This window comes from Pseudomonas sp. YuFO20 (genome assembly GCF_035064975.1).
In the GTDB taxonomy this organism is placed as follows: Bacteria; Pseudomonadota; Gammaproteobacteria; order Pseudomonadales; family Pseudomonadaceae; genus Aquipseudomonas; species Aquipseudomonas putida_AE.
The window spans coordinates 20,472-39,868 of sequence record NZ_JAXDEO010000025.1 but is presented as its reverse complement, the minus strand read 5'-3'; the positions used below and the strand labels follow the sequence as shown (position 1 = coordinate 39,868).

General features: G+C 62.0%; 15 protein-coding genes and 1 pseudogene. 10 read left to right on the top strand and 6 right to left on the bottom strand.

The features are described from left to right. Nucleotides 1-46: 46 nt before the first annotated feature. Nucleotides 47-4,204, bottom strand: a complete 4,158-nt coding sequence (locus SOP85_RS15825; RefSeq protein WP_323627450.1) for a retention module-containing protein — start codon at nt 4,202-4,204, stop codon at nt 47-49. Between SOP85_RS15825 and SOP85_RS15820 the strand changes: the two genes are divergently transcribed. From SOP85_RS15820 to SOP85_RS15805, 4 genes are all read left to right on the top strand, one after another. Continuing rightward, nucleotides 4,205-4,672, top strand: coding sequence for a hypothetical protein (locus tag SOP85_RS15820; protein WP_323627449.1), 468 nt, complete (start codon nt 4,205-4,207; stop codon nt 4,670-4,672). A 57-nt stretch (nt 4,673-4,729) separates the two neighbouring features. Next, nucleotides 4,730-6,088, top strand: a complete 1,359-nt coding sequence (locus SOP85_RS15815; RefSeq protein WP_274073593.1) for a TolC family outer membrane protein — start codon at nt 4,730-4,732, stop codon at nt 6,086-6,088. Between the two features lie 73 nt (nt 6,089-6,161). Continuing rightward, on the top strand, nt 6,162-8,321 hold the full coding sequence (locus SOP85_RS15810; protein WP_323627448.1) for a type I secretion system permease/ATPase: 2,160 nt from the start codon (nt 6,162-6,164) through the stop codon (nt 8,319-8,321). Nucleotides 8,322-8,330: 9 nt separating this feature from the next. Then, entirely contained in the window at nt 8,331-9,695 is a 1,365-nt protein-coding gene (locus tag SOP85_RS15805) for an HlyD family type I secretion periplasmic adaptor subunit (RefSeq protein WP_274073591.1), read from the top strand. A gap of 109 nt (nt 9,696-9,804) precedes the next feature. Here SOP85_RS15805 and SOP85_RS15800 read toward each other — a convergent pair whose 3' ends face one another. Both SOP85_RS15800 and SOP85_RS15795 read right to left on the bottom strand, forming a co-directional pair. Beyond that, nucleotides 9,805-10,401 carry a tRNA-uridine aminocarboxypropyltransferase gene (locus SOP85_RS15800; RefSeq protein ID WP_323627446.1) on the bottom strand — a complete coding sequence of 199 codons (597 nt, stop codon included), beginning with the start codon at nt 10,399-10,401 and terminating at the stop codon, nt 9,805-9,807. A gap of 5 nt (nt 10,402-10,406) precedes the next feature. Then, complete coding sequence (locus SOP85_RS15795) at nt 10,407-11,300, bottom strand: LysR family transcriptional regulator (protein WP_323606787.1); 894 nt, start codon at nt 11,298-11,300, stop codon at nt 10,407-10,409. 347 nt (nt 11,301-11,647) lie between these two features. Here SOP85_RS15795 and speB point away from each other — a divergent pair, with 347 nt between their 5' ends. The 6 genes and pseudogenes from speB to SOP85_RS15765 form a co-directional block, all read left to right on the top strand. Continuing rightward, nucleotides 11,648-12,598 carry an agmatinase gene (gene speB / locus SOP85_RS15790; RefSeq protein ID WP_110752643.1) on the top strand — a complete coding sequence of 317 codons (951 nt, stop codon included), beginning with the start codon at nt 11,648-11,650 and terminating at the stop codon, nt 12,596-12,598. Nucleotides 12,599-12,607: 9 nt separating this feature from the next. Further along, nucleotides 12,608-13,030, top strand: a complete 423-nt coding sequence (locus SOP85_RS15785; protein ID WP_077047813.1) for a YybH family protein — start codon at nt 12,608-12,610, stop codon at nt 13,028-13,030. A gap of 54 nt (nt 13,031-13,084) precedes the next feature. Continuing rightward, on the top strand, nt 13,085-14,596 hold the full coding sequence (locus SOP85_RS15780) for a purine-cytosine permease family protein (RefSeq protein ID WP_323627445.1): 1,512 nt from the start codon (nt 13,085-13,087) through the stop codon (nt 14,594-14,596). Between the two features lie 156 nt (nt 14,597-14,752). Beyond that, nucleotides 14,753-16,132 (top strand): sodium:solute symporter, encoded by a 1,380-nt coding sequence (locus SOP85_RS15775; protein WP_274073588.1) that lies wholly within the window; start codon nt 14,753-14,755, stop codon nt 16,130-16,132. 86 nt (nt 16,133-16,218) lie between these two features. Continuing rightward, nucleotides 16,219-16,944, top strand: a complete 726-nt coding sequence (locus SOP85_RS15770) for an MBL fold metallo-hydrolase (protein ID WP_323627444.1) — start codon at nt 16,219-16,221, stop codon at nt 16,942-16,944. Next, nucleotides 16,941-17,105: pseudogene (locus SOP85_RS15765) on the top strand (acyl carrier protein); the annotation flags it as partial. The gene SOP85_RS15770 and the pseudogene SOP85_RS15765, both read left to right, overlap by 4 nt. 77 nt (nt 17,106-17,182) lie before the next feature. On the opposite strand, the gene SOP85_RS15760 reads toward SOP85_RS15765, so the two are convergent. The 3 genes from SOP85_RS15760 to SOP85_RS15750 all read right to left on the bottom strand — a co-directional run bounded on the left by SOP85_RS15760 (nt 17,183) and on the right by SOP85_RS15750 (nt 19,288). Beyond that, on the bottom strand, nt 17,183-17,311 hold the full coding sequence (locus SOP85_RS15760) for a PA1414 family protein (RefSeq protein WP_007914492.1): 129 nt from the start codon (nt 17,309-17,311) through the stop codon (nt 17,183-17,185). A 174-nt stretch (nt 17,312-17,485) separates the two neighbouring features. Then, complete coding sequence (locus SOP85_RS15755) at nt 17,486-18,418, bottom strand: DMT family transporter (RefSeq protein ID WP_323627443.1); 933 nt, start codon at nt 18,416-18,418, stop codon at nt 17,486-17,488. A 33-nt stretch (nt 18,419-18,451) separates the two neighbouring features. After that, nucleotides 18,452-19,288, bottom strand: coding sequence for a CvfB family protein (locus tag SOP85_RS15750; protein WP_008060121.1), 837 nt, complete (start codon nt 19,286-19,288; stop codon nt 18,452-18,454). Between the last annotated feature and the right edge of the window lie 109 nt (nt 19,289-19,397).

Here is a 19,397-nt window from a genome sequence, read left to right as displayed (position 1 = left end):
TCTCCCCTGTCACAGGAAGAGCGGTTTTTTTATTGCGGTTTTCAGGTCACACGGTATCCACCTTCAATGAATGGTCATTGAGCATGCCGTTGATGATGGTGGCCGCATCCGCTGAGCCAACGACCCCGCCCGCCCCCGGCATGACCCCATAGTGGCTGGCCAGGTTGACGCCGGCCAGGTCGATGGTCTGGTTCGGCGCGGCGCCGGCCATGGCGCTGACGTCGATGCTGGTCACCAGTGACGCGCCGCTGCCGCTGACGGTGAAATGCAGGTAGTCATCCAGTGAAGCCGCGGTGTTGGTCTCTCCTTGCAGCAGTTGCGACAGGTCGAGCTTGTCGGCACCCGGTGTGAAGTCGGTGATGACGTCGTGACCGCTGTTGCCGTTGAGCCACTGGAAGGTGTCGGCGCCACTTCCGCCGGTGAGGGTGTTATTGCCCAATCCACCGATCAGGAAGTCGTCGCCACCCGCGCCGTTGAGCACGTCGTTACCCAGGCCACCGGTGATGATGTTGCTGTTGTGATCGCCGGTGAGCGAGTCATTGAAGTTGGAGCCGGTCAGGTTTTCGATGGCGGTCAGGGTGTCGGTGCCGGCACCGATGGTGTTCTGTGCGCCGCTCTCGCCGAGATTGACCGTGACCCCGGCGGTGGCGTGGGCATAGCTCGCGGTGTCGATGCCCGTACCGCCATCGAGCAGGTCGTTGCCCGGTCCGCTGTAGAGCAAGTCGTTGCCTGCTCCACCGTGCAGCTCGTTGTTGCCGGTGTCGGCGACCAGCGCGTCATCCCCCGCTGTCCCGGTGAGGATGTGGTCAGCCTGGTAGCTGATGCTGTCGCTGCCGCCATGGGGGTCGCTGGCGGAGTAGCTGTGGTCCGGCGCAGTGTCCTTGGCCGCGGAGTAATCGACGGTCATCTTCAACTCGTAGTTTTCAGCGCTGTTTGCGCCTGGGCCCGGACCGTCGGGGATGTTGGTGATGTGGATGTGATAGGTCGCATCCTCCTTCGCCGTAATGGTCTGGCCGTCAGCGATGGGCGTGTAGGCGCCATCGTTGATCGAGTACTCCAGGCTGACCTGACCGGCAGTGAGGTTGTGATCCAGGTTGAGGGTTTCCCCCTGCTTGAGATTGACGGTGATCAGGTCATCGCTGTTGTGACCGTTGACCGCACCCAGCGCTCCGCTGACCACCAGGACCGCGGTCATGGCCGCCGTATTCGCGACGAAGGCGCTGCGGGCGATATCGGCATTGTCGCCGGAGACACTGTAGTTCGGTTTGGTCCCGGTAAAGTCTGCCCCTTTTGCGGGCTCCGAGGCTTTTTCGTGGACGCTCGCACCGCTGTCGTGGGCCGTCACCATGCAGCTGTTGTTCACGTCGATGGTGATCGTGGTGGTGCTTTCGTCACCGTCACCGTCGCGCAGGGTGTAGGTGAACACATCACTCGCACCCGCCCCGCCCACCGAGTTCGGGTAGCTGTGGTACAGCGCGATGCCCGCCGCATCCAGGGTCAGGTAGCCGTAGGTGCCGTTGATCTGGCTGCCCACGCCGCCATGCACCGGGGTCGAGGTGTCGTCGCCAGCGCGCACGCCGACCACACCACCGCCGGCGAACTGGCCGTCGGCCCCCACGTGGTCGTTCCAGATCACGTTGCCACCGATGTAGCCGCCCTCTCCCACGGACGCAATGTCCGGGATTGCGGTCGGCACGTCATCGACAATGTTGACCACGATGGTGCTGGTGGCGATGTTACCCAGGGCGTCAGTGGCCTGGTAGGTGAAGGTTTCGTGCAGGACGTTGGCGCCATCGTTGGCCAGCGGCGTGGTGCTGGCTGGCGAAGTCAGGGTGTAGGTATAGCTGCCATCAGGGTGCAGCAACAATTGGCCGTAGGTGCCGATTGCGTTGCTGACCAGGCTGTAGGTAATGGCGCCGCTGCCCCCATGGACCGCACCCACCAGGGTGCCGCTGGCGATTTCGCCGGTGTTGCATGGCTGCTCCAGGGCATTTTCGTAGACGGTCACGTCCCGGTCGCTGGCCGCGACCAGGCAACTGTTGTGCACGTCGATGGTGACGGTGGTGGTGCTTTCGTCACCGTCGGCATCGCGCAGGGTGTAGGTGAACACATCGCTCGCACCCGGCTCGCTCACCGAGTTCGGGTAGCTGTGGTACACGGCGTTGCCCGCCGCATCCAGGGTCAGGTAACCGTAGGTGCCGTTGATCTGGCTGTTCAGGCCGCCATGCACCGGGGTCGAGATGTCGGAGCCGGCACGCACGCCGACCACGCCACCGCCGGAGCCATCGGAACCGCCGATATCGTTTACCAGCACGTTGCCGGTGACGTTGCCGCCCTCGGCCACCGAGGTTGCATCGGCGCGAGCGGTCGGCAGGTCGTCCACGACCTTGACGTTGATTTCCCCCCGCGCTTCGCTGCCGTCGGCATCGATGGCGATGACTTCGAAGTTCTCGGTGATGCTGTTGGCGCCATCGGCGTTGGGGTGGGTGTCGGTGTAGTTGAGGGTGTAGCTGTAGCTCACGACCCCTGTGGCCGGGTCAAAGCCGGTGATGGTCAGGGTGCTGCCTATCCAGGTGCTGCCCGAGATCGGCAAGCCCTGGACCACGCCACCGCTGATAATCTGGACGCCGGAAATGCTCAGGCTCTGCAGGCCATCCGGGGCGTTGACGGTGAAGGTCCCGTGCTGGGTCAGCGCCGGGGCGTCGGGGTCGCTGCCGTAGGTGAGGTTTTTCTCGTAGACGGTGAGTTCGCCGCCTGCGACGTCCAGGCCGCCGAGGGTCACCCCGTCGTCGTTGTTGTGTACGTTCAGCACCAGGTTGGCGGTGCTGCTGTCGCCGTCGGCGTCGGTCAGGGTGTAGGTGAAGGTCTCGGTGCCGTTGCCGCCGGCGTGCAAGGCCTTGAAGTCAGCGTCGCCGGGAATGAGGGTGTAGGTGTAGGTACCGTTGGCGTTGAGCACCAGGGTGCCGTAGGTGCCGACGAAGGTGCCGGGGGTGATTGGGCCACTGTTGGGGCCGGTCGCTACGCGGTCGGCGCCTTGCACGTCGTTGCCCAGGACGTTGCCTTCGAGGGTGAGTCGGGTTTCCGAGGCGGTGCTGAGATTGTTGTCATCGATCGCTTTGGGCAGGTCATCGGTGATGTTGACGTCCAGAGTGCCGGTGGCGGTGTCGCCGTTGCTATCACCGGCCACCACGGTGAAATGTTCGCTGAGTTGGGTGCCGTCGCCGGTCGAATGGTTTTCGCTGCCGTTGAGGGTGTAGCTGTAACTCACCACGCCCGTGGTCGGGTTGTAGCCGGTGATGGTCAGGGTGCTGCCCAGCGGCGTGGTGATCGATTGCGGAAAACCGTTGGCCACGCCAGCGCTGATCACGCTGATCCCGCCGATGCTCAGGCTGGTCAGGCCGTCAGGTGCCGTGACGGTGAAGGTGCCGCTCTGGGTCAGCGCGTCGGGATTGCTCGCCGAACCTTCGGCCAGGTTGGCTTCCTTGACGGTCAGTTCACCGCCCGCCACCGACAGCCCGTTGAGGCTGACCGGATTGTTCTCGGGCGGGGTGACGACAGGGGGTATGACTTCCGGTGGTGTGACTACCGGCGGCGTGACTTCAGGTGGTGTTACCAAGGGTGGTACTACCACCACAGGCGGTGTAATGACTGGCGGCGTAATCAGCGGTGCAGAGGCGCCATCCTCAGGGTTGCGATCGCCGTCGTGCCGCTCCCGCGGAAACTCCGGAATACCGTTGAACCCGGCGGTTGGGAAACCGATGGTCGGATCGACATGCCCCCCCACTTCCTCAAGCATGACAAAACTGTGGCCCCCGCCCAGTGCGCCCCCAGCAGGTCCGGTCGAACCCGGGCCGGCCGCCGTGGCTTCAGCGGTCTGGGTCGGGTCGTCACCGGCGGCAATGGCTTTTTGCAGTTGCTCGACATCGGTCAACTGCGCCTGGCTAGGGGTCGTCGCTTCAGCGGTATCCACATGGGGCGAAGTTTGCGCCAGCAACTGGTCAGTCATCTGCAGGCTACTGCCACGGCCCAGCGTCAATTCCTGGCCGTTTTGCAGATGCACCGCCACCGCGCCTTCGGCTCCGGTCACCAGTCGATCGCCGGCAAACAACCGGTCCCCCTCGACCAGCACTCGACGGGCGCCGTCACCCGCCACCGCGAAGACCTGACCGACAACCTTGCTGACGATACCGATGAGCGTAGCCATGTGCATTCCCTCCGCTGCCAACGCTTTGTCGGCACCCTGTCTGAATGCGGAGAACATGCACATGGGCTCAAGCAGGTTGCCTGGCGAATTGCCGCCGCTGTTCGCGAACCGGATAACCCCTTTGCAATCAATGGCATTGGGCTACCTGTCGAAAATAACGTCATCCGCCAGCATTGCGTAACAGTCCTGAATCACCTTGGCGACAAAAAACCGTCACCCCAGTCTGCCTCGCATCCCTCCCCTCCAGCACTTCTCCGCTCTTTGTCGATAATTGGACTTGAACTTTCCTCAAGCCGTGATGAGCGCCATAAGGCACATAAATCAAGGGCTTTCGCAGTGAACAATGTGCTGGATTTGGCAGAGTACATAAGTTTTTTTTGGCATAAGTCTTATGAGAAAAACTTCTTAGGTCCGCCTGAAAATGTTCTTAGCTCTCTTGTTACAAGCATGAAACGGTTTGACCTATAAATGTCGTCAAATAATTGGCGACGCATAAAGTACCACTAGGATTCAGGGAGATGGACCATGCGCCTTTTAAACCCCCTCTGCAGCGCGGTTTTGCTGGCAATTGCCTGCAGTTCCCAAGCGCATGCCATGTCACTGACCGAAGCGATCCAGAGCACTATCGCGACCCACCCGGAGCTGGCATCGCGGGTGGACAGCCGTCTGTCGGCTGATGAAGACGTCAAAGTCGCCAAGGGCGGTTTTTATCCATCGGTGGACCTCAATGCCGCGTACGGGCGCGGGTACAGCGACAACACCAACACCCGGGCGCTGGGCAATCACCACACCGAAATCCTCAACTACACCCAGTCGGAACTGCGTCTGCGGCAGATGCTCTTCGACGGGTTCAACACCGCCAACGAAGTCGAGCGCACCAAGGGCGTCGTCAACTCCCGGGCGTATTACGCCCAGGGCACCGCCCAGGACCTGGCCCTGCGCACCACCGAGGTCTACCTCGAAGTGCTCAAGCGCCGCGAGCTGGTGACATTGGCCAAGAACAACCTGCAAGCGCACTTGCGCGTCAACGATCAGATCGGCCTGCGCACCGAGCGCGGGGTCGGCAGCAACGCCGACGCCGACCAGTCCAGCGCCCGTCGAGCCCTGGCGGAAAACAACCTCGACACCGCCGAAGTCGATCTGGCCGACGCCGAGTCGAACTTCGCCGCCGTAGTCGGGCGCCTGCCCGATGAACTCGAAGCACCGCCGTCGATCCGTGGTGAAGTGCCAGCCTCGCTGACCGATGCCCAGCAAAGCATGGTCGACAACAACCCCTACCTGAAATCCGCCCAGGCCGACGTGCAATCGGCCGAGAGCCAGTACGAAGTCGCCAAATCGCCGTTCTACCCACGCTTCGACGCCGAAGCCGCGGTGGGCGCGAACAACAACATCGCCGGCGAAGAAGGCCATGACAACGAATGGCGGGTCGGCGTGGTGATGAACTACAACCTGTTCCGCGGCGGCAGCGACAAGGCGCGCCTGCAGTCCGATGCCCACAAGATCAATCAGGCGATGGACATCCGCAACAACGCCCTGCGCCAGCTCAACGAAAACATCAACCTGGCCTGGAACGCCATGGTCAACGCCAAGAAACAAACACCGACCGCCCGCGAGTACGCCGAGACCAGCCGACGCGTGCGCGTGGCGTATCAGGATCAGTTCGGCCTCGGCCAACGTACCCTGCTCGACCTGCTGGACAGCGAAAACGAGCTGTACAACGCCAACCGCCGCTACACCGAGGTCCGCTACACCGAGGAGTATTCGATGTACCGCGTGCTGGCGAACATGGGCCAGTTGCTGAGCAAGCAACACGTGGTGCTGCCGGCCGACGCCGTCGCCCAGGCGGAAGTGAAAAGCGAAGCTCGCCTGCCTGAACTCAGATGAACACAAGGAGATGTGAACAGGGGGATGTGCAGATACCCATGCCAGATGCCGTAGCGCAACGGGAGCGATCAATGTGACCAGCATGGAAACCGCCAACACCGGTGTCGATCCACGCCTGAGCTTCGATGACCCGCTTCTGGACGGTCTGTTGATCCTCTGCAAACTCCACGGCGCGACGGTCAGTCGCGCCAGCCTCAGTGCCGGGCTCCCAATGGCACACCAACGCCTGAGCCTGGACCTGCTGCCCCGCGCAGCGGCCCGGGCGGGATTGCAGGCACGCCTGCTGCGCCGCGACCTGAAAGACATCAGCGCGCTCAACCTGCCGGTGCTGCTGTTGCTCAACAACGGCCGCACCACCGTGCTGCGCCGCTTTGGCGAGGATGGCCGGGTCCTGGTCCTGCCCAGCGAAGCCGATGGCGGCGAGCAATGGACCACCACACAAGAGCTTGCCGAACACTACAGTGGCCAGGCGCTGTTCGCCCGGCCCCGGCATGAACTCGAAGACCTCCGTTCCCCCCTGGTGCCGCGGGTAGAGGCCTGGTTTCGCGACACGTTGAAGCTGTCGAAATGGCTGTACAGCGACGCGATCCTGGCGAGCTTCCTGATCAACCTGCTGGGCCTGATGGTGCCGCTGTTCGTGATGCAGACCTACGACCGTGTGGTGCCGAACCAGGCCACCTCGACCCTGTGGGTGCTGGCCATCGGCCTGCTGATCGGTACCGGTTTCGAACTGGTGCTGCGGGTGGTGCGCGCGCACTTGCTGGACACCGCCGGCAGGAAGACCGACGTGATTCTCTCGGCGACCCTGTTCGAACGCATCACCGGCATGGCGATGAAGGCCAAGCCTGTGACCATCGGTGGCTTTGCCCAGAGCATTCACGATTTCCAGGGGCTGCGCGAGTTTCTCACCGCCGTGACCCTCACCAGCCTGATCGACCTGCCCTTTGCCCTGCTGATGCTGGTGGTGATCGGCCTGCTGGGCGGCTGGCTGGTGGTGATTCCGGTCCTGGCGTTTCCGATCACGATCATTTTCGCCATGATCATCCAGGCGCGCTTGCGCGACACCGTGCAGAAAAGCCTGAGCCTGGGCGCCGAACGCCAGGCCCTGCTGATCGAGACCCTCGGCGGCCTGGAAACCCTCAAGGCCTGCAGCGCCGAAAGCGAGCGCCAGCACAAATGGGAAAGCACCCACGGCGCCCTCACCCGCCTCGACAGCCATGCGCGCAACCTCTCGGCGCTGGCCACCAACGGCACGCTGTTCATCCAGCAGTTTTCCGGCATGGCGACCATCGTTGCCGGGGTCTACAGCATCATCGCCGGCAACCTCAGCGTCGGCGCGCTGGTGGCGACCTACATGCTCGGCAGCCGGGTACTGGCACCGCTGGGACAGATCGCCGGCTTGATCACGCGCTACCAGCAGGCGCAACTGACCATGAAAAGCACCGACGCGCTGATGTCCCTGCCTCAGGAGCGCGATGCCAATCAAAGGCCGCTGGAACGCACGCAACTGCAAGGCGCCCTGGATGTGGTCGGCGTGACCTTCCACTACAACGGCCAGAATGCCCCGGCGCTGGCCAATGTCAGCTTCAGCGTGAAACCCGGCGAACGGATCGGCATCATCGGTCGCAGCGGCTCGGGCAAAAGCACCCTGGCGCGCCTGGTGATGGGCTTCTACGAACCGGCTCAAGGCCAATTGCTGCTCGATGGCCTGGACCTGCGGCAACTGGACGTCGCGGACCTGCGCCATCAGATCGGCTACGTCGCCCATGACCTGCCGCTGCTGGCCGGCAGCCTGCGCGACAACCTGACCCTGGGGGCGCGCTACATCAGTGACGCGCGCATGCTCGAAGTGGCCGAACTGACCGGCGTCACCGAACTGGCCCGGCAACACCCGCAAGGCTTCGACCGTCCTGTCGGCGAGCGCGGGCAATTGCTCTCCGGTGGCCAACGCCAGGCCGTGTTGCTGGCCCGGGCGTTGCTGCTCGACCCGCCGATCATGCTGCTCGACGAACCCACCAGTGCGATGGACAACAGCAGCGAAGACGCCCTGCGGCAAAAACTCCACACCTGGGTGCAGGGCAAGACCCTGCTGCTGGTGACCCATCGCACCTCGATGCTCAGCCTGGTCGATCGCCTGGTCGTGCTGGACAACGGGCGGATCGTAGCCGACGGCCCGAAAGAAGCGGTCATCGATGCACTGCGCAAGGGCCGTGTCGGCTCTGCGGCCGTCTAGGAGTTGCCTATGTCCGCCTCATCGGATTCTTCGAAAGCACGTGGCTACTTCGACAGCTTCAGCAAGAGTGCCGAAGCCGAGTTCATGCCGGAAACGGCCGGCGCCGCGTTGCAGGACTCCCCACGCTGGTCGCGGATTACCGTGTGGCTGGCCGCCGCGTTGCTGATCAGCGCGTTGGCCTGGGCCAGGTTCGCGGTGCTGCAGGAAGTCACCATGGGCGAGGGCAAGGCGATTCCATCGAGCAAGGTCCAGGTGATCCAGAACCTCGAGGGCGGCATCGTCACCGAGATCTTCGTGCGTGAAGGGCAGATGGTGAACAAGGGCGACACCTTGCTGCGCCTGGATGACACGCGCTACCTGTCGAACAAGGGCGAAAGCGAGGTCGATCGCTACGCACTGACCGCGCAGGTCGAACGCCTGTCGGCCGAAGCCGAAGGCCGGCCCTTCAAGCTGTCGGAAGAAGTGATTGCCAAGGCGCCGCAAGTGGCCGAAGACGAACGCTCGCTGTACGAACAGCGGCAACGTCGACTGGCCAGCGAACAACGCACGCTGACCGAACAACTGCGGCAAAAAACCCAGGAACTGGCGGAGTTTCGCTCCAAAGCCGGGCAATACGGCTCCAGCCTGGCGCTGGTCAACCAGGAAATGGCCATGTCCGAGCCCCTGGTCAAGACCGGCGCCGTGTCGCCGGTGGAGATCCTGCGGCTCAAGCGCAGCGCGGTGGAAATCCGTGGTTCGCTGAACGCCACCACCCTGGCCATTCCCCGGGCGGAATCGGCGATTGCCGAGATCAGGAGCAAGATTGATGAATCCGAACAGACATTCCGCTCGGAGGCGGCCAAAGAGCTGAACGAGAAACGCACCGACCTGTCGAAAATCACAGCCTCGAGCATTGCCATCGACGACCGCGTGACCCGTACCACGGTGCTCTCGCCGGTCAAGGGCATCATCAAGATGCTGAAGGTCAACACCATCGGCGGCGTGGTCCAGCCGGGCAGTGACATGGTGGAAATCGTGCCGCTGGAAGACAACCTGCTGATCGAGGCCAAAGTCCGGCCACAGGACGTGGCGTTCCTGCATCCGGGCCAGAAAGCCATGGTCAAGTTCAGTGCCTATGACTACACCATCTATGGCGGCTTGAGTGCCAAGCTGGAGCTGATCGGCGCCGACACCATCACCGACGACAAGGGCAACAGTTTCTACCTGATCCAGGTGCGCACCGACAAAAACCACTTGGGTGGGGATGTGAAACCGTTGCTGATCATTCCGGGGATGGTGGCGACGGTGGATATCATTACCGGGGAGAAGACGGTGTTGGATTATCTGCTGAAACCGGTGTTGAAAGCGCGGACCGAGGCGATGCGCGAGCGGTAGTCATTCGAAAGTTGTGGTGATGATGTGCCGCCTTCGCGAGCAAGCCCGCTCCCACATTCGACCGAGTTCCTCCAGGAAAAATACGGTCAAATGTGGGGCACATACAACATCATCTGTCGCCATGATTACGCTGAAAAACCTCCTCCCCCATCGCCGCAATCTGCCCCTCGATCAACGCCTCGAACGGTCTGAGCAACGGCGCAAAGCGGGTTGGCGCTTCCAGGGTTTCCAGCGCCTGCACAATCGCCTCCACCGTCGACAACGCCCCAGGCCCCGGGGCCTTGCGCAAGCGATAACGGGACACCCCGCCCTCCGCCAGCGTCACCCTCGGCAACGCTGCCAGCAACGGATTCAGATGCAGCATCTTGCGCGCCTTGCGCCAGGTGCCATCCGGTACCACCAGCAACAGCGGCTCATCGCTGGTGGCACAGGCCTGCATCGGCTGCGCGTCGTCCCCGGGAAACAGCAACCGCGCCCGATAGCCCGGCTGGTTCAACAACGTCGGTAGATCCTCGAACACCTCACCGACGATCAACTCGGCATTCTTCAACCCAAGCGCCGCCAACCGCGCGGTGTTCAGGGCATGGTTCACTTCGCTGGGGTGTTGCAACAGCAACACCCGGGTGCGGCTGTCGAGGCTGGGGATCAGCGGGCACAGGCAATGGCTTTGCGGGCGCAGGCAGCGGGGACATTGAATTCTCGGCATCTTCTTCACGCCTGGTTGAGTTGTGCTTTGAGCAGGTCGCGAAAGGTCTGGATCAGCGGCTCGCGGCTGCGGCCCCGGCGCACGATCATCGAGAACGGCGCCTGGTAACCGAAGGTGGCCGGCAACAGCACGCGCAGGTCGCCCTTGTCGGCCCAGGCCTGGGCGTAGTGTTCCGGCAGGTAACCGATGTAGGCGCCGGACAGCACCAGAATCAGCTGCGCCTCCATACTCTCCACGGTTGCGGCGCTGTGCTTGAAACCATGACGGGCCAGTTCGGCCTGGCTCCAGTAGCCGCGACCGACCATGCGTTGCTGGGTGATGACTTGCTCGGGGATGCGCCGCTCATTGAACAGCGGATGCCGGGTGCTGCAATACAACCAGTGCTGTTCGCGGTACAGCGGCATGTACACCAGGCCGCTCATGCGCGTGGAAAACGCGCCGATGGCCAGGTCCAGGCGGTTGTCCTGCACACCCAATTGCAGTTCATAGGGGCTCATCACCGACAGGTGCAAGTGCACCGCCGGATGTTCCTGGCTGTAGGCGCCGATGGCTTCGGCGAACGGCAGGGCCTTGTCGCTGACCGTGGAGTCGATCACCCCCAGGTTCAGGGTGCCGCGCAATTCGCCCTTGAGCGCGGCGGCATATTGTTCGAAACCTTCAAGCTCGGCTAACAGGCGCAGGGTTTCCTGATGAAAAAGTTCACCCTTGCTGGTCAGGCTGAACCCGCCACGGCCGCGATGGCACAGGACCAGGCCCAGGGCGGCTTCGAGCTGGCTCATGTAGGTACTGATGGCCGACGTCGAGAGGTTGAGCTCTTGCTGGGCGTTGGCGAAGCCCTGATGGCGCACCACGCTGACGAAAATGCGCAAAAGTTTGAGGTCGGGTAAAGCGTTGGCCATGGGGGCTCCGTAACCTGTTCAGGTGAGTCCGCGTTGTCGGATGGGCGGTTGCTGCGCAACCGATCGCCAGCAAGCCGGCTCCTACAGGTTCAGCGATCAGGTCCGACGTAACGCAAATCTGTAGGAGCCGGCTTGCTGGCGATCAGCCCGCCCAGACAACACATCTCTCAAGCCGGGAAGTCTATCGCCGCTCCCGCCATTAGTTTAGAAAAATCTGAACTAAGTATTTGCCCGTAGCGATTCTTCCCGGCCACTACATTTCGCAGAATCGCCGCCACAAGGTTCGCCCGTGCCTTCCGTGAACGGCGAAACCCAATAAATAAAACAACGACGATGAGGCCCTACCCGTGGACAAGATTCTTCACCAACCACTGGGCGGCAACGAAATGCCGCGCTTCGGCGGCATCGCCACCATGATGCGACTCCCCCATGTACCCACCGCTGCAGGTCTGGACGCTGCTTTTGTCGGCGTGCCGCTGGACATCGGTACCTCCCTGCGCCCTGGCACTCGTTTCGGACCTCGCGAAATCCGCGCCGAATCGGTGATGATCCGCCCGTACAACATGGCCACTGGCGCTGCACCGTTCGACTCGCTGTCGGTTGCCGATATCGGCGACGTGGCGATCAACACCTTCAACCTGCTGGATGCCGTGCGGATCATCGAAGAATCCTACGACAACATCCTCGAACACGATGTGATCCCGCTGACCCTGGGCGGCGACCACACCATCACCCTGCCGATCCTGCGTGCCATCCATAAAAAGCACGGCAAGGTCGGCCTGGTGCACATCGACGCCCACGCCGATGTCAACGATCACATGTTCGGCGAGAAAATCGCCCACGGCACCACCTTCCGTCGCGCCGTTGAAGAAGGCCTGATCGACCCGGACCGTGTGGTCCAGATCGGCCTGCGCGCCCAGGGCTACACCGCTGACGACTTCAACTGGAGCCGCAACCAGGGCTTCCGTGTGGTCCAGGCCGAAGAGTGCTGGCACAAATCCCTGGCACCGTTGATGGCCGAAGTACGCGAGAAGGTCGGCGGCGGTCCGGTGTACCTGAGCTTCGACATCGACGGTATCGATCCGGCCTGGGCACCGGGTACCGGCACCCCGGAAATCGGTGGTCTGACGACCATTCAGGCCATCGAGATCGTTCGCGGCTGCCAAGGCCTGGACCTGATCGGTTGCGATCTGGTAGAAGTCTCGCCCGCTTACGACACCACCGGTAACACCTCGCTGCTGGCCGCCAACCTGCTGTACGAAATGCTCTGCGTACTGCCTGGCGTGGTCCATCGCTGAGGATCGGTCATGAACGAACGTGATCAGGTCTTGAAAGCGGCCGCCGACCTGGTGTCCGCCTTCGCCCGTAACGATCGCGAAGCCTACTTCGGCGCGTTCAGTGCCGACGCCAGCTTCGTCTTCTACACCCTCGAACAGCCGCTGCTGTCGCGCGATGCCTACCAGGCGTTGTGGGACAGCTGGCGTGCCGAGGACGGCTTCGAGGTGCTTTCGTGCACCTCGAGCAACGCCTTCGTCAGCCTGCAGGGTGACGTGGCGATTTTCATCCATGACGTGGCCACCGAGCTGCGCATGCAAGGGGAGCAACACTTCAGCCAGGAGCGCGAGACGATTGTTTTCAAGAAACAAGCGTCTGGCCAAGAACAACAAGGCCTATGGCTGGCCTGCCACGAACATTTGTCCGCGATGCCGGAAGGGCTGCCAACCCCTTAGCCAAACAGGTGACGCTCACACACGATGAGCGCGCCTTTATGATCGGAGCAGATCATGAATAACAACAACAACGACCAAAGCCTTACGCAGATTGAAACCCACGGGGTCGAACAGATCCCGGACAAGGAACGCACCGCCGGCCCCACGGACCTGTTCCGGATGATCTTCGGGGGTTCCAACACCTTTGCCACCGCCGTGCTCGGCAGCTTCCCGGTACTGTTCGGCCTGTCTTTCCAGGCGGGCGTGCTGGCGATCGTGCTGGGCGTGTTGCTGGGTTCGATGATCCTCGCGCCGATGGGCCTGTTCGGTCCGATCAACGGCACCAACAACGCCGTGTCTTCCGGTGCACACTTCGGCGTGCACGGGCGGATCGTCGGTTCGTTCCTGTCGTTGTTGACCGCCATCGCCTTCTTCTCGCTGTCGGTGTGGAGTTCGGGGGATGCGCTGATCGGTGGCGCCAAACGCCTGATCGGCCTGCCGGAAACCGACCTGACCCTGGGCCTGGCCTACGGTCTGTTCGCGATCCTGGTGCTGACCGTGTGCATCTACGGCTTTCGTTTCCTGCTGTGGGTCAACAAGATCGCGGTGTGGAGCGCCAGCCTGCTGTTCCTGCTGGGCGTCTTCGCGTTTGCAGGGCCTTTTGATGTGAACTACGCCGGCACTGTGAACATGGGGCAACCGGGTTTCTGGGCGGCCTTCATCGGCGCTGCGCTGGTGGCCATGAGCAACCCGATCTCGTTCGGTGCGTTCCTCGGCGACTGGTCGCGTTATATTCCGCGTGAAACCTCCAAGCGCCGGATCATGGCCGCTGTGGTGATTTCGCAAATCGCGACCTTCATCCCGTTCCTGTTCGGCCTGACCACCGCCACCATCGTAGCGATCAAGGCACCGGACTACATCGCGGCCAACAACTATGTCGGTGGCCTGCTGGCGGTTTCGCCGAGCTGGTTTTTCCTGCCGGTGTGCCTGATTGCGGTGATCGGCGGCATGTCCACCGGCACCACCTCGCTCTATGGCACCGGGCTGGACATGTCCAGCGTGTTTCCACGGGTGCTGTCGCGGGTCAAGGCGACGTTGCTGATCGGGGTGATGTCGATTGCCTTCATCTTCATCGGACGCTTCGCGGCGAACCTGGTGCAGAGCGTGTCGACCTTCGCCGTGCTGATCATCACCTGCACCACCCCATGGATGGTGATCATGATCATCGGCCTGTTGGTGCGTCGCGGCTTCTACTGCCCGGATGACCTGCAAGTGTTCACCCGCGGCGAGAAAGGTGGCCGCTACTGGTTCACCCACGGCTGGAACTGGCGTGGCCTGGGCGCCTGGATCCCGAGCGCGGCCGTCGGCTTGTGCTTCGTGAACCTGCCGGGGCAGTTCGTCGGACCACTGGGCGAATTGGCCGGCGGCATCGACGTCAGCCTGCCGGTCACCCTGGGCCTGGCTTCGCTAGTGTACCTGGCGCTGCTGAGCCTGTTCCCGGAACCCCGCGCGGTGTTCGGCCCGAATGATCCACGCAGCAAGAGCACGGACCCGCTCGTTAAACCGGCGATGCGACAGGTCGCCTGAGTAAACGCATTACCCCTGTGGGAGCGGGCTTGCTCGCGAAAGCGATCGGTCAGTCACATTAATTTTGAATGTGCCGCCGCCTTCGCGAGCAAACCCGCTCCCACAGGGGATTGATTTTCAGCCTCACATAAAAAAGACAATCGGAGACACGCCATCATGGCTTTGGATTTATTCGTCGTACTCATCTACGCCGCTGCGATGCTGATACTCGGCTATTACGGCATGCGCAAGGCCAAGACCAACGAAGACTTTTTGGTCGCCGGTCGCAACCTCGGTCCGAGCCTGTACATGGGCACCATGGCCGCCACCGTCCTGGGCGGTGCGTCCACCGTGGGCACCGTGCGCCTGGGCTACGTGCATGGCATCTCCGGTTTCTGGCTGTGCGCGGCCCTGGGTTGCGGGATCGTGGCGCTGAACCTGTTCCTCGCCAAGCCATTGCTCAAGCTGAAGATCTACACCGTTACCCAGGTCCTGGAAAAACGCTACAACCCGATGGCCCGCTCCGCGAGCGCGGTGATCATGCTGGCGTACGCGCTGATGATCGGCGTGACCTCGATCCTGGCCATCGGCACCGTGCTGCAAGTGCTGTTCGGCCTGCCATTCTGGGTCTCGGTACTGCTCGGCGGTGGCGTCGTGGTGATCTATTCGGCCATTGGCGGCATGTGGTCGCTGACCCTGACCGACATCGTCCAGTTCGTCATCAAGACCGTCGGCCTGATGTTCATCCTGCTGCCAATCTGCATGTACCGTGTAGGTGGTTGGGATGAGCTGGTGTTGAAACTGCCGGCGGCAAGCTTCAGCTTCACCACCATCGGCTGGGACACCATCATCACCTACTTCATGATCTACTTCTTCGGCATCCTGATCGGTCAGGACATCTGGCAACGGGTGTTCACCGTCAAGACCGCCAAAGTCGCCCAGGTTGCCGGTACCGCTGCCGGTATCTATTGCATCATCTACGGCCTGGCCTGTGCCCTGATCGGCATGGCCGCTCACGTACTGATCCCGGACCTGGACAACGTCAACAACGCTTTCGCCGCCATCGTGAAGCTGTCCCTGCCGGACGGTATCCGTGGCCTGGTGATCGCTGCAGCACTGGCTGCCATGATGTCCACCGCCAGCGCCGGCCTGCTCGCCGCCGCCACCACCCTGACCGAAGACCTGCTGCCAAAACTGCGCGGCGGTAAACAGTCGAGCCTGGGCCTGAACCGCCTGGTCACCATGCTCACCGGCATTGTGGTGCTGGGTATCGCCCTGGTGGTGAACGACGTGATCAGCGCCCTGACCCTGGCCTACAACCTGTTGGTGGGCGGCATGCTGGTGCCGCTGATCGGTGCGATCTTCTGGAAACGCGCCACCACCGCCGGCGCCATCGCCAGCATGGGCCTGGGCTTCGCCACCGCGCTGGTGTTCATGTTCAAGGACGGCCTGGATGCCAACACGCCGATCTACTACAGCCTCGGCGTAGGCCTGGTGAGCTTCGTGGTGGTCAGCCTGCTGTCTCGTCGCCCGATGACACTGGCCAGCGCCGCCTAAGCTGAATATAACGACTTGATGCTTTCTTCGACGAGTGTGGCGTCGGTTGCCACACTCGTTTTTTTTCGCCTGAAGGAAACTGCCCCATGAAGATCGTCAGCCGCGATCAGTGGTTCGAAGTCAAACAGCTCAGTGACGGCATCCGCCTGATTCACGAACCCTGGATTCGCCCCTTCTATCGCTGCAACCTCTGGCACATCCAAGGCCGCGACAAAGACCTGCTGCTCGACAGCGGCTCGGGACTGGTCAGCCTGCGCGAACAGCTGCCGTGGATCACCGAGCGGCCGCTGGTGGCGGTGGCCAGTCACTGCCATTTCGACCACATCGCCGGGCACCACGAATTCGCCGAGCGCCTGGTGCATCCAGCGGAGGCGGACATCCTGGCCGCACCGGACGGCGAAAATGACTTGAGCAAGGCTTTCGTCGGCGACGACATGTTCGAAGCGCACCCCGATTGCCCATTGTGCTACGCCGAATATCGGGTCAAGGCCGCACCGGCCACCGGGACCATCGAGGAAGGCGATTTACTGGACCTGGGTAACCGGATGCTGCAAGTGCTGCACACGCCGGGGCACTCGCCGGGCGGCATCAGCCTGTACGAAGCGGCCACCGAGACCCTGTTCAGCGGTGACATCATCTACGACGGGCCGTTGATCGAAGACGCCTACCACTCCAACCTCGATGACTACGCACACAGTCTGCAGCGCTTGCGCGCCCTGCCGATCCGTACGGTGCATGGCGGGCATTTCGGCAGTTTTTCCGGGGAGCACCTGCGCCACATGATTGACCAGTGGCAACGCTCGCACGCCTGAAGTCGTTGGGGTTGGACAAAGCGGATACCGAAGACCTGATCTTCCATCTGGAAGACGAACTCGGCTTGACGGCGTTCACCGTCGAGGAAGACCGGATGCTCAAGACCGCCAGGACGGCGAACGACTTGAGCCGGTTCTTGATGGAGATCGGACGGCGTTGACCTGGCCGATCTCCCTGGAAGCACTCATTGCTTATCGAGCAGCAGCCTTTGGCTGCTGCTGCAAAACGGCGTCGCGTTTACCGGCGACGCTGCTGGCGACGGCGTTGTTCGTCGTCGGTACGAATAGGCACAGGTTGCAGAGGCGGTTCAATCAAACCGAGCGCAACACCCAGGTCGTGCAGCCAGTTTTGGATTTTCTCTTTCATGATGCCCCCTTCAGGGTAGTGCCGGGCGACCGGAATTCTGTAGTCGCTTCGCACTGATAATAGTCCGAAGTGCCGAGCAATGCTCGCCAAACATAGCAACGATCTGTTACTGAATGGATCACAATCCGACGACAAGCGTTCAGCCAGGCGCGTTGCAGATGACGACCGGCATACTCAAGACTGCCCGAGCGCCCTGCGCAAACGGCGACGCACCCACTGTTCGGCGCTGACAAAGGTTATCCCCAGCAGCACCAGCACGGCACCGATGACGAAATTGAGGCTCAGTGCCTCCCCCAGCAGGACAACCCCGAACGTCACGCCGAACAAGGGCGTCATGAAGGAAAACACCGCCAGGTTGGCCGCCAGGTAACGACGCAGCAGCCAGAACCAGACCAGGTAGCTGAAGAACGACACCACGATGCCCTGGAACAGCACGCTGGCCACCGCCACGCGGGTCAGGCTGACGTGGGTGATCTGGCCACTCAGCAGCGCAATCAGCAACAGGCCGACGAAACCGACGATCAGTTGGTAAAACAGGGTCAGGGTCACCGGCGCCTCAGAAAGGCGCGATGCACGCACCACCACGGTGGTCGCCCCCCAGCAAGCTCCTGCCAGGACGCCCAGCGCATCGCCGAGCAACATGCGGCGATCGAGGTTATCCCAGGACACTCCACCGGCGAAGGCAATGCCGATCCCGACGAAGGCGAGGAAAATGCCCAGCCATTGCACGGGGCGCAAGCGCTCGCTGGGCAACAACCAGTGCACGCCCAGCGCGGTGAAAATCGGTGCGGTATAGAGGAACACCGACATGTGCGCCGCCGTGGTCAGCTGCAGGCCTTCGGAAATGAACAGGAACTCCAGGCCAAACAGGGCCCCGGCCAACAGCCCGCCGCGCCAGGTGGCGCCCACCTGATCCCAGCCGCCCTTCCAGCAGATCAACAACCCCACAAGCAGCGCGGACAGGCCCGAACGCCCGGCTGCCTGCATGACCGGCGCAATATCGGGCGCCGCCCATTTGATCATCACCTGCTGAATGCCCCAGACCAGGCACAAGCCCACCATCACTTGCAGGGCAAATCCATCGGCGCTGCGCCGGGTGGCGCTCATCGTTCTACCTCGGCAACACGGAACATGGGACGGTCAGCTCAGTTCAATACGATCGGCATGAATGACAATCTGGCCGTTCTTGTACAACGCACCAATGGCCTTCTTGAAGTTGCCCTTGCTGACGCCGAACATGCTGCTGATCAGGGTCGGATCGCTCTTGTCGCTGACGGCCAGGCTACCGTTGTTCTCGCGCAACTTGGCGAGGATCTTCGAGTTCAGGCTGCTGGCCGCTTCGACGCCCACCGGTTGCAGGCTCAGGCTGATCTTGCCGTCGCTGCGAACTTCCTTGATGAAGCCCTTCTCTTCTTTGCCGGCGCGCATGAACTTGAAGATTTCGTTCTTGTGAATCAGGCCCCAGTGCTTGTTGTTGATGATCGCCTTGAAGCCCATGTCGGTCGCTTCGGCCACCAGCAGGTCAACTTCCTGCCCCGGGGTGTAGTTGGCGGGCGTCTTGTCCAGGTACCGGTCCAGACGCGCCGTCGCGGTAATGCGGCGGGTGTGCTTGTCGAGGTAGACATGCACCACGGCGTATTCACCGGCCTGCATCTGGCGCTTTTCTTCCGAATACGGCAGCAACAGGTCTTTGGGCAGCCCCCAATCCAGGAACACGCCAATGCTGTTGACTTCAACAACTTTCAAGCTGGCGAATTCACCGACTTGAACTTTCGGCTTTTCAGTAGTTGCGATAAGTTTGTCATCGCTATCCAGATAAACAAAAACGTTGAGCCAGTCTTCATCTTCGCTGGGAATATCCTTTGGAATATAACGATTCGGCAACAGGATTTCGCCATCCGCGCCACCGTCCAGATATAAACCGAAGTTAGTGTGTTTAACTACTTGCAAACTGTTGTAACGCCCGACTAAAGCCATGTCCAATACCCTCATTGCGTGGCGCCATTCTACCCGGTTTTAGCGGTCAGGTTCGGCGGTCAGCCCGGTGGAGCCAGAAATTCCCCGCAAAGCCTTAATTTTTCTCGGT

What these genes read in the sequence shown, in the direction of transcription:
- SOP85_RS15825 (WP_323627450.1), bottom strand. Translation starts at nt 4,204, where the DNA reads ATGGCTACGCTCATCGGTATCGTCAGCAAGGTTGTCGGTCAGGTCTTC.
- SOP85_RS15815 (WP_274073593.1), top strand. Translation starts at nt 4,730, where the DNA reads ATGCGCCTTTTAAACCCCCTCTGCAGCGCGGTTTTGCTGGCAATTGCC.
- SOP85_RS15805 (WP_274073591.1), top strand. Translation starts at nt 8,331, where the DNA reads ATGTCCGCCTCATCGGATTCTTCGAAAGCACGTGGCTACTTCGACAGC.
- SOP85_RS15800 (WP_323627446.1), bottom strand. Translation starts at nt 10,401, where the DNA reads ATGCCGAGAATTCAATGTCCCCGCTGCCTGCGCCCGCAAAGCCATTGC.
- SOP85_RS15795 (WP_323606787.1), bottom strand. Translation starts at nt 11,300, where the DNA reads ATGGCCAACGCTTTACCCGACCTCAAACTTTTGCGCATTTTCGTCAGC.
- SOP85_RS15785 (WP_077047813.1), top strand. Translation starts at nt 12,608, where the DNA reads ATGAACGAACGTGATCAGGTCTTGAAAGCGGCCGCCGACCTGGTGTCC.
- SOP85_RS15780 (WP_323627445.1), top strand. Translation starts at nt 13,085, where the DNA reads ATGAATAACAACAACAACGACCAAAGCCTTACGCAGATTGAAACCCAC.
- SOP85_RS15775 (WP_274073588.1), top strand. Translation starts at nt 14,753, where the DNA reads ATGGCTTTGGATTTATTCGTCGTACTCATCTACGCCGCTGCGATGCTG.
- SOP85_RS15770 (WP_323627444.1), top strand. Translation starts at nt 16,219, where the DNA reads ATGAAGATCGTCAGCCGCGATCAGTGGTTCGAAGTCAAACAGCTCAGT.
- SOP85_RS15760 (WP_007914492.1), bottom strand. Translation starts at nt 17,311, where the DNA reads ATGAAAGAGAAAATCCAAAACTGGCTGCACGACCTGGGTGTTGCGCTC.
- SOP85_RS15755 (WP_323627443.1), bottom strand. Translation starts at nt 18,418, where the DNA reads ATGAGCGCCACCCGGCGCAGCGCCGATGGATTTGCCCTGCAAGTGATG.
- SOP85_RS15750 (WP_008060121.1), bottom strand. Translation starts at nt 19,288, where the DNA reads ATGGCTTTAGTCGGGCGTTACAACAGTTTGCAAGTAGTTAAACACACT.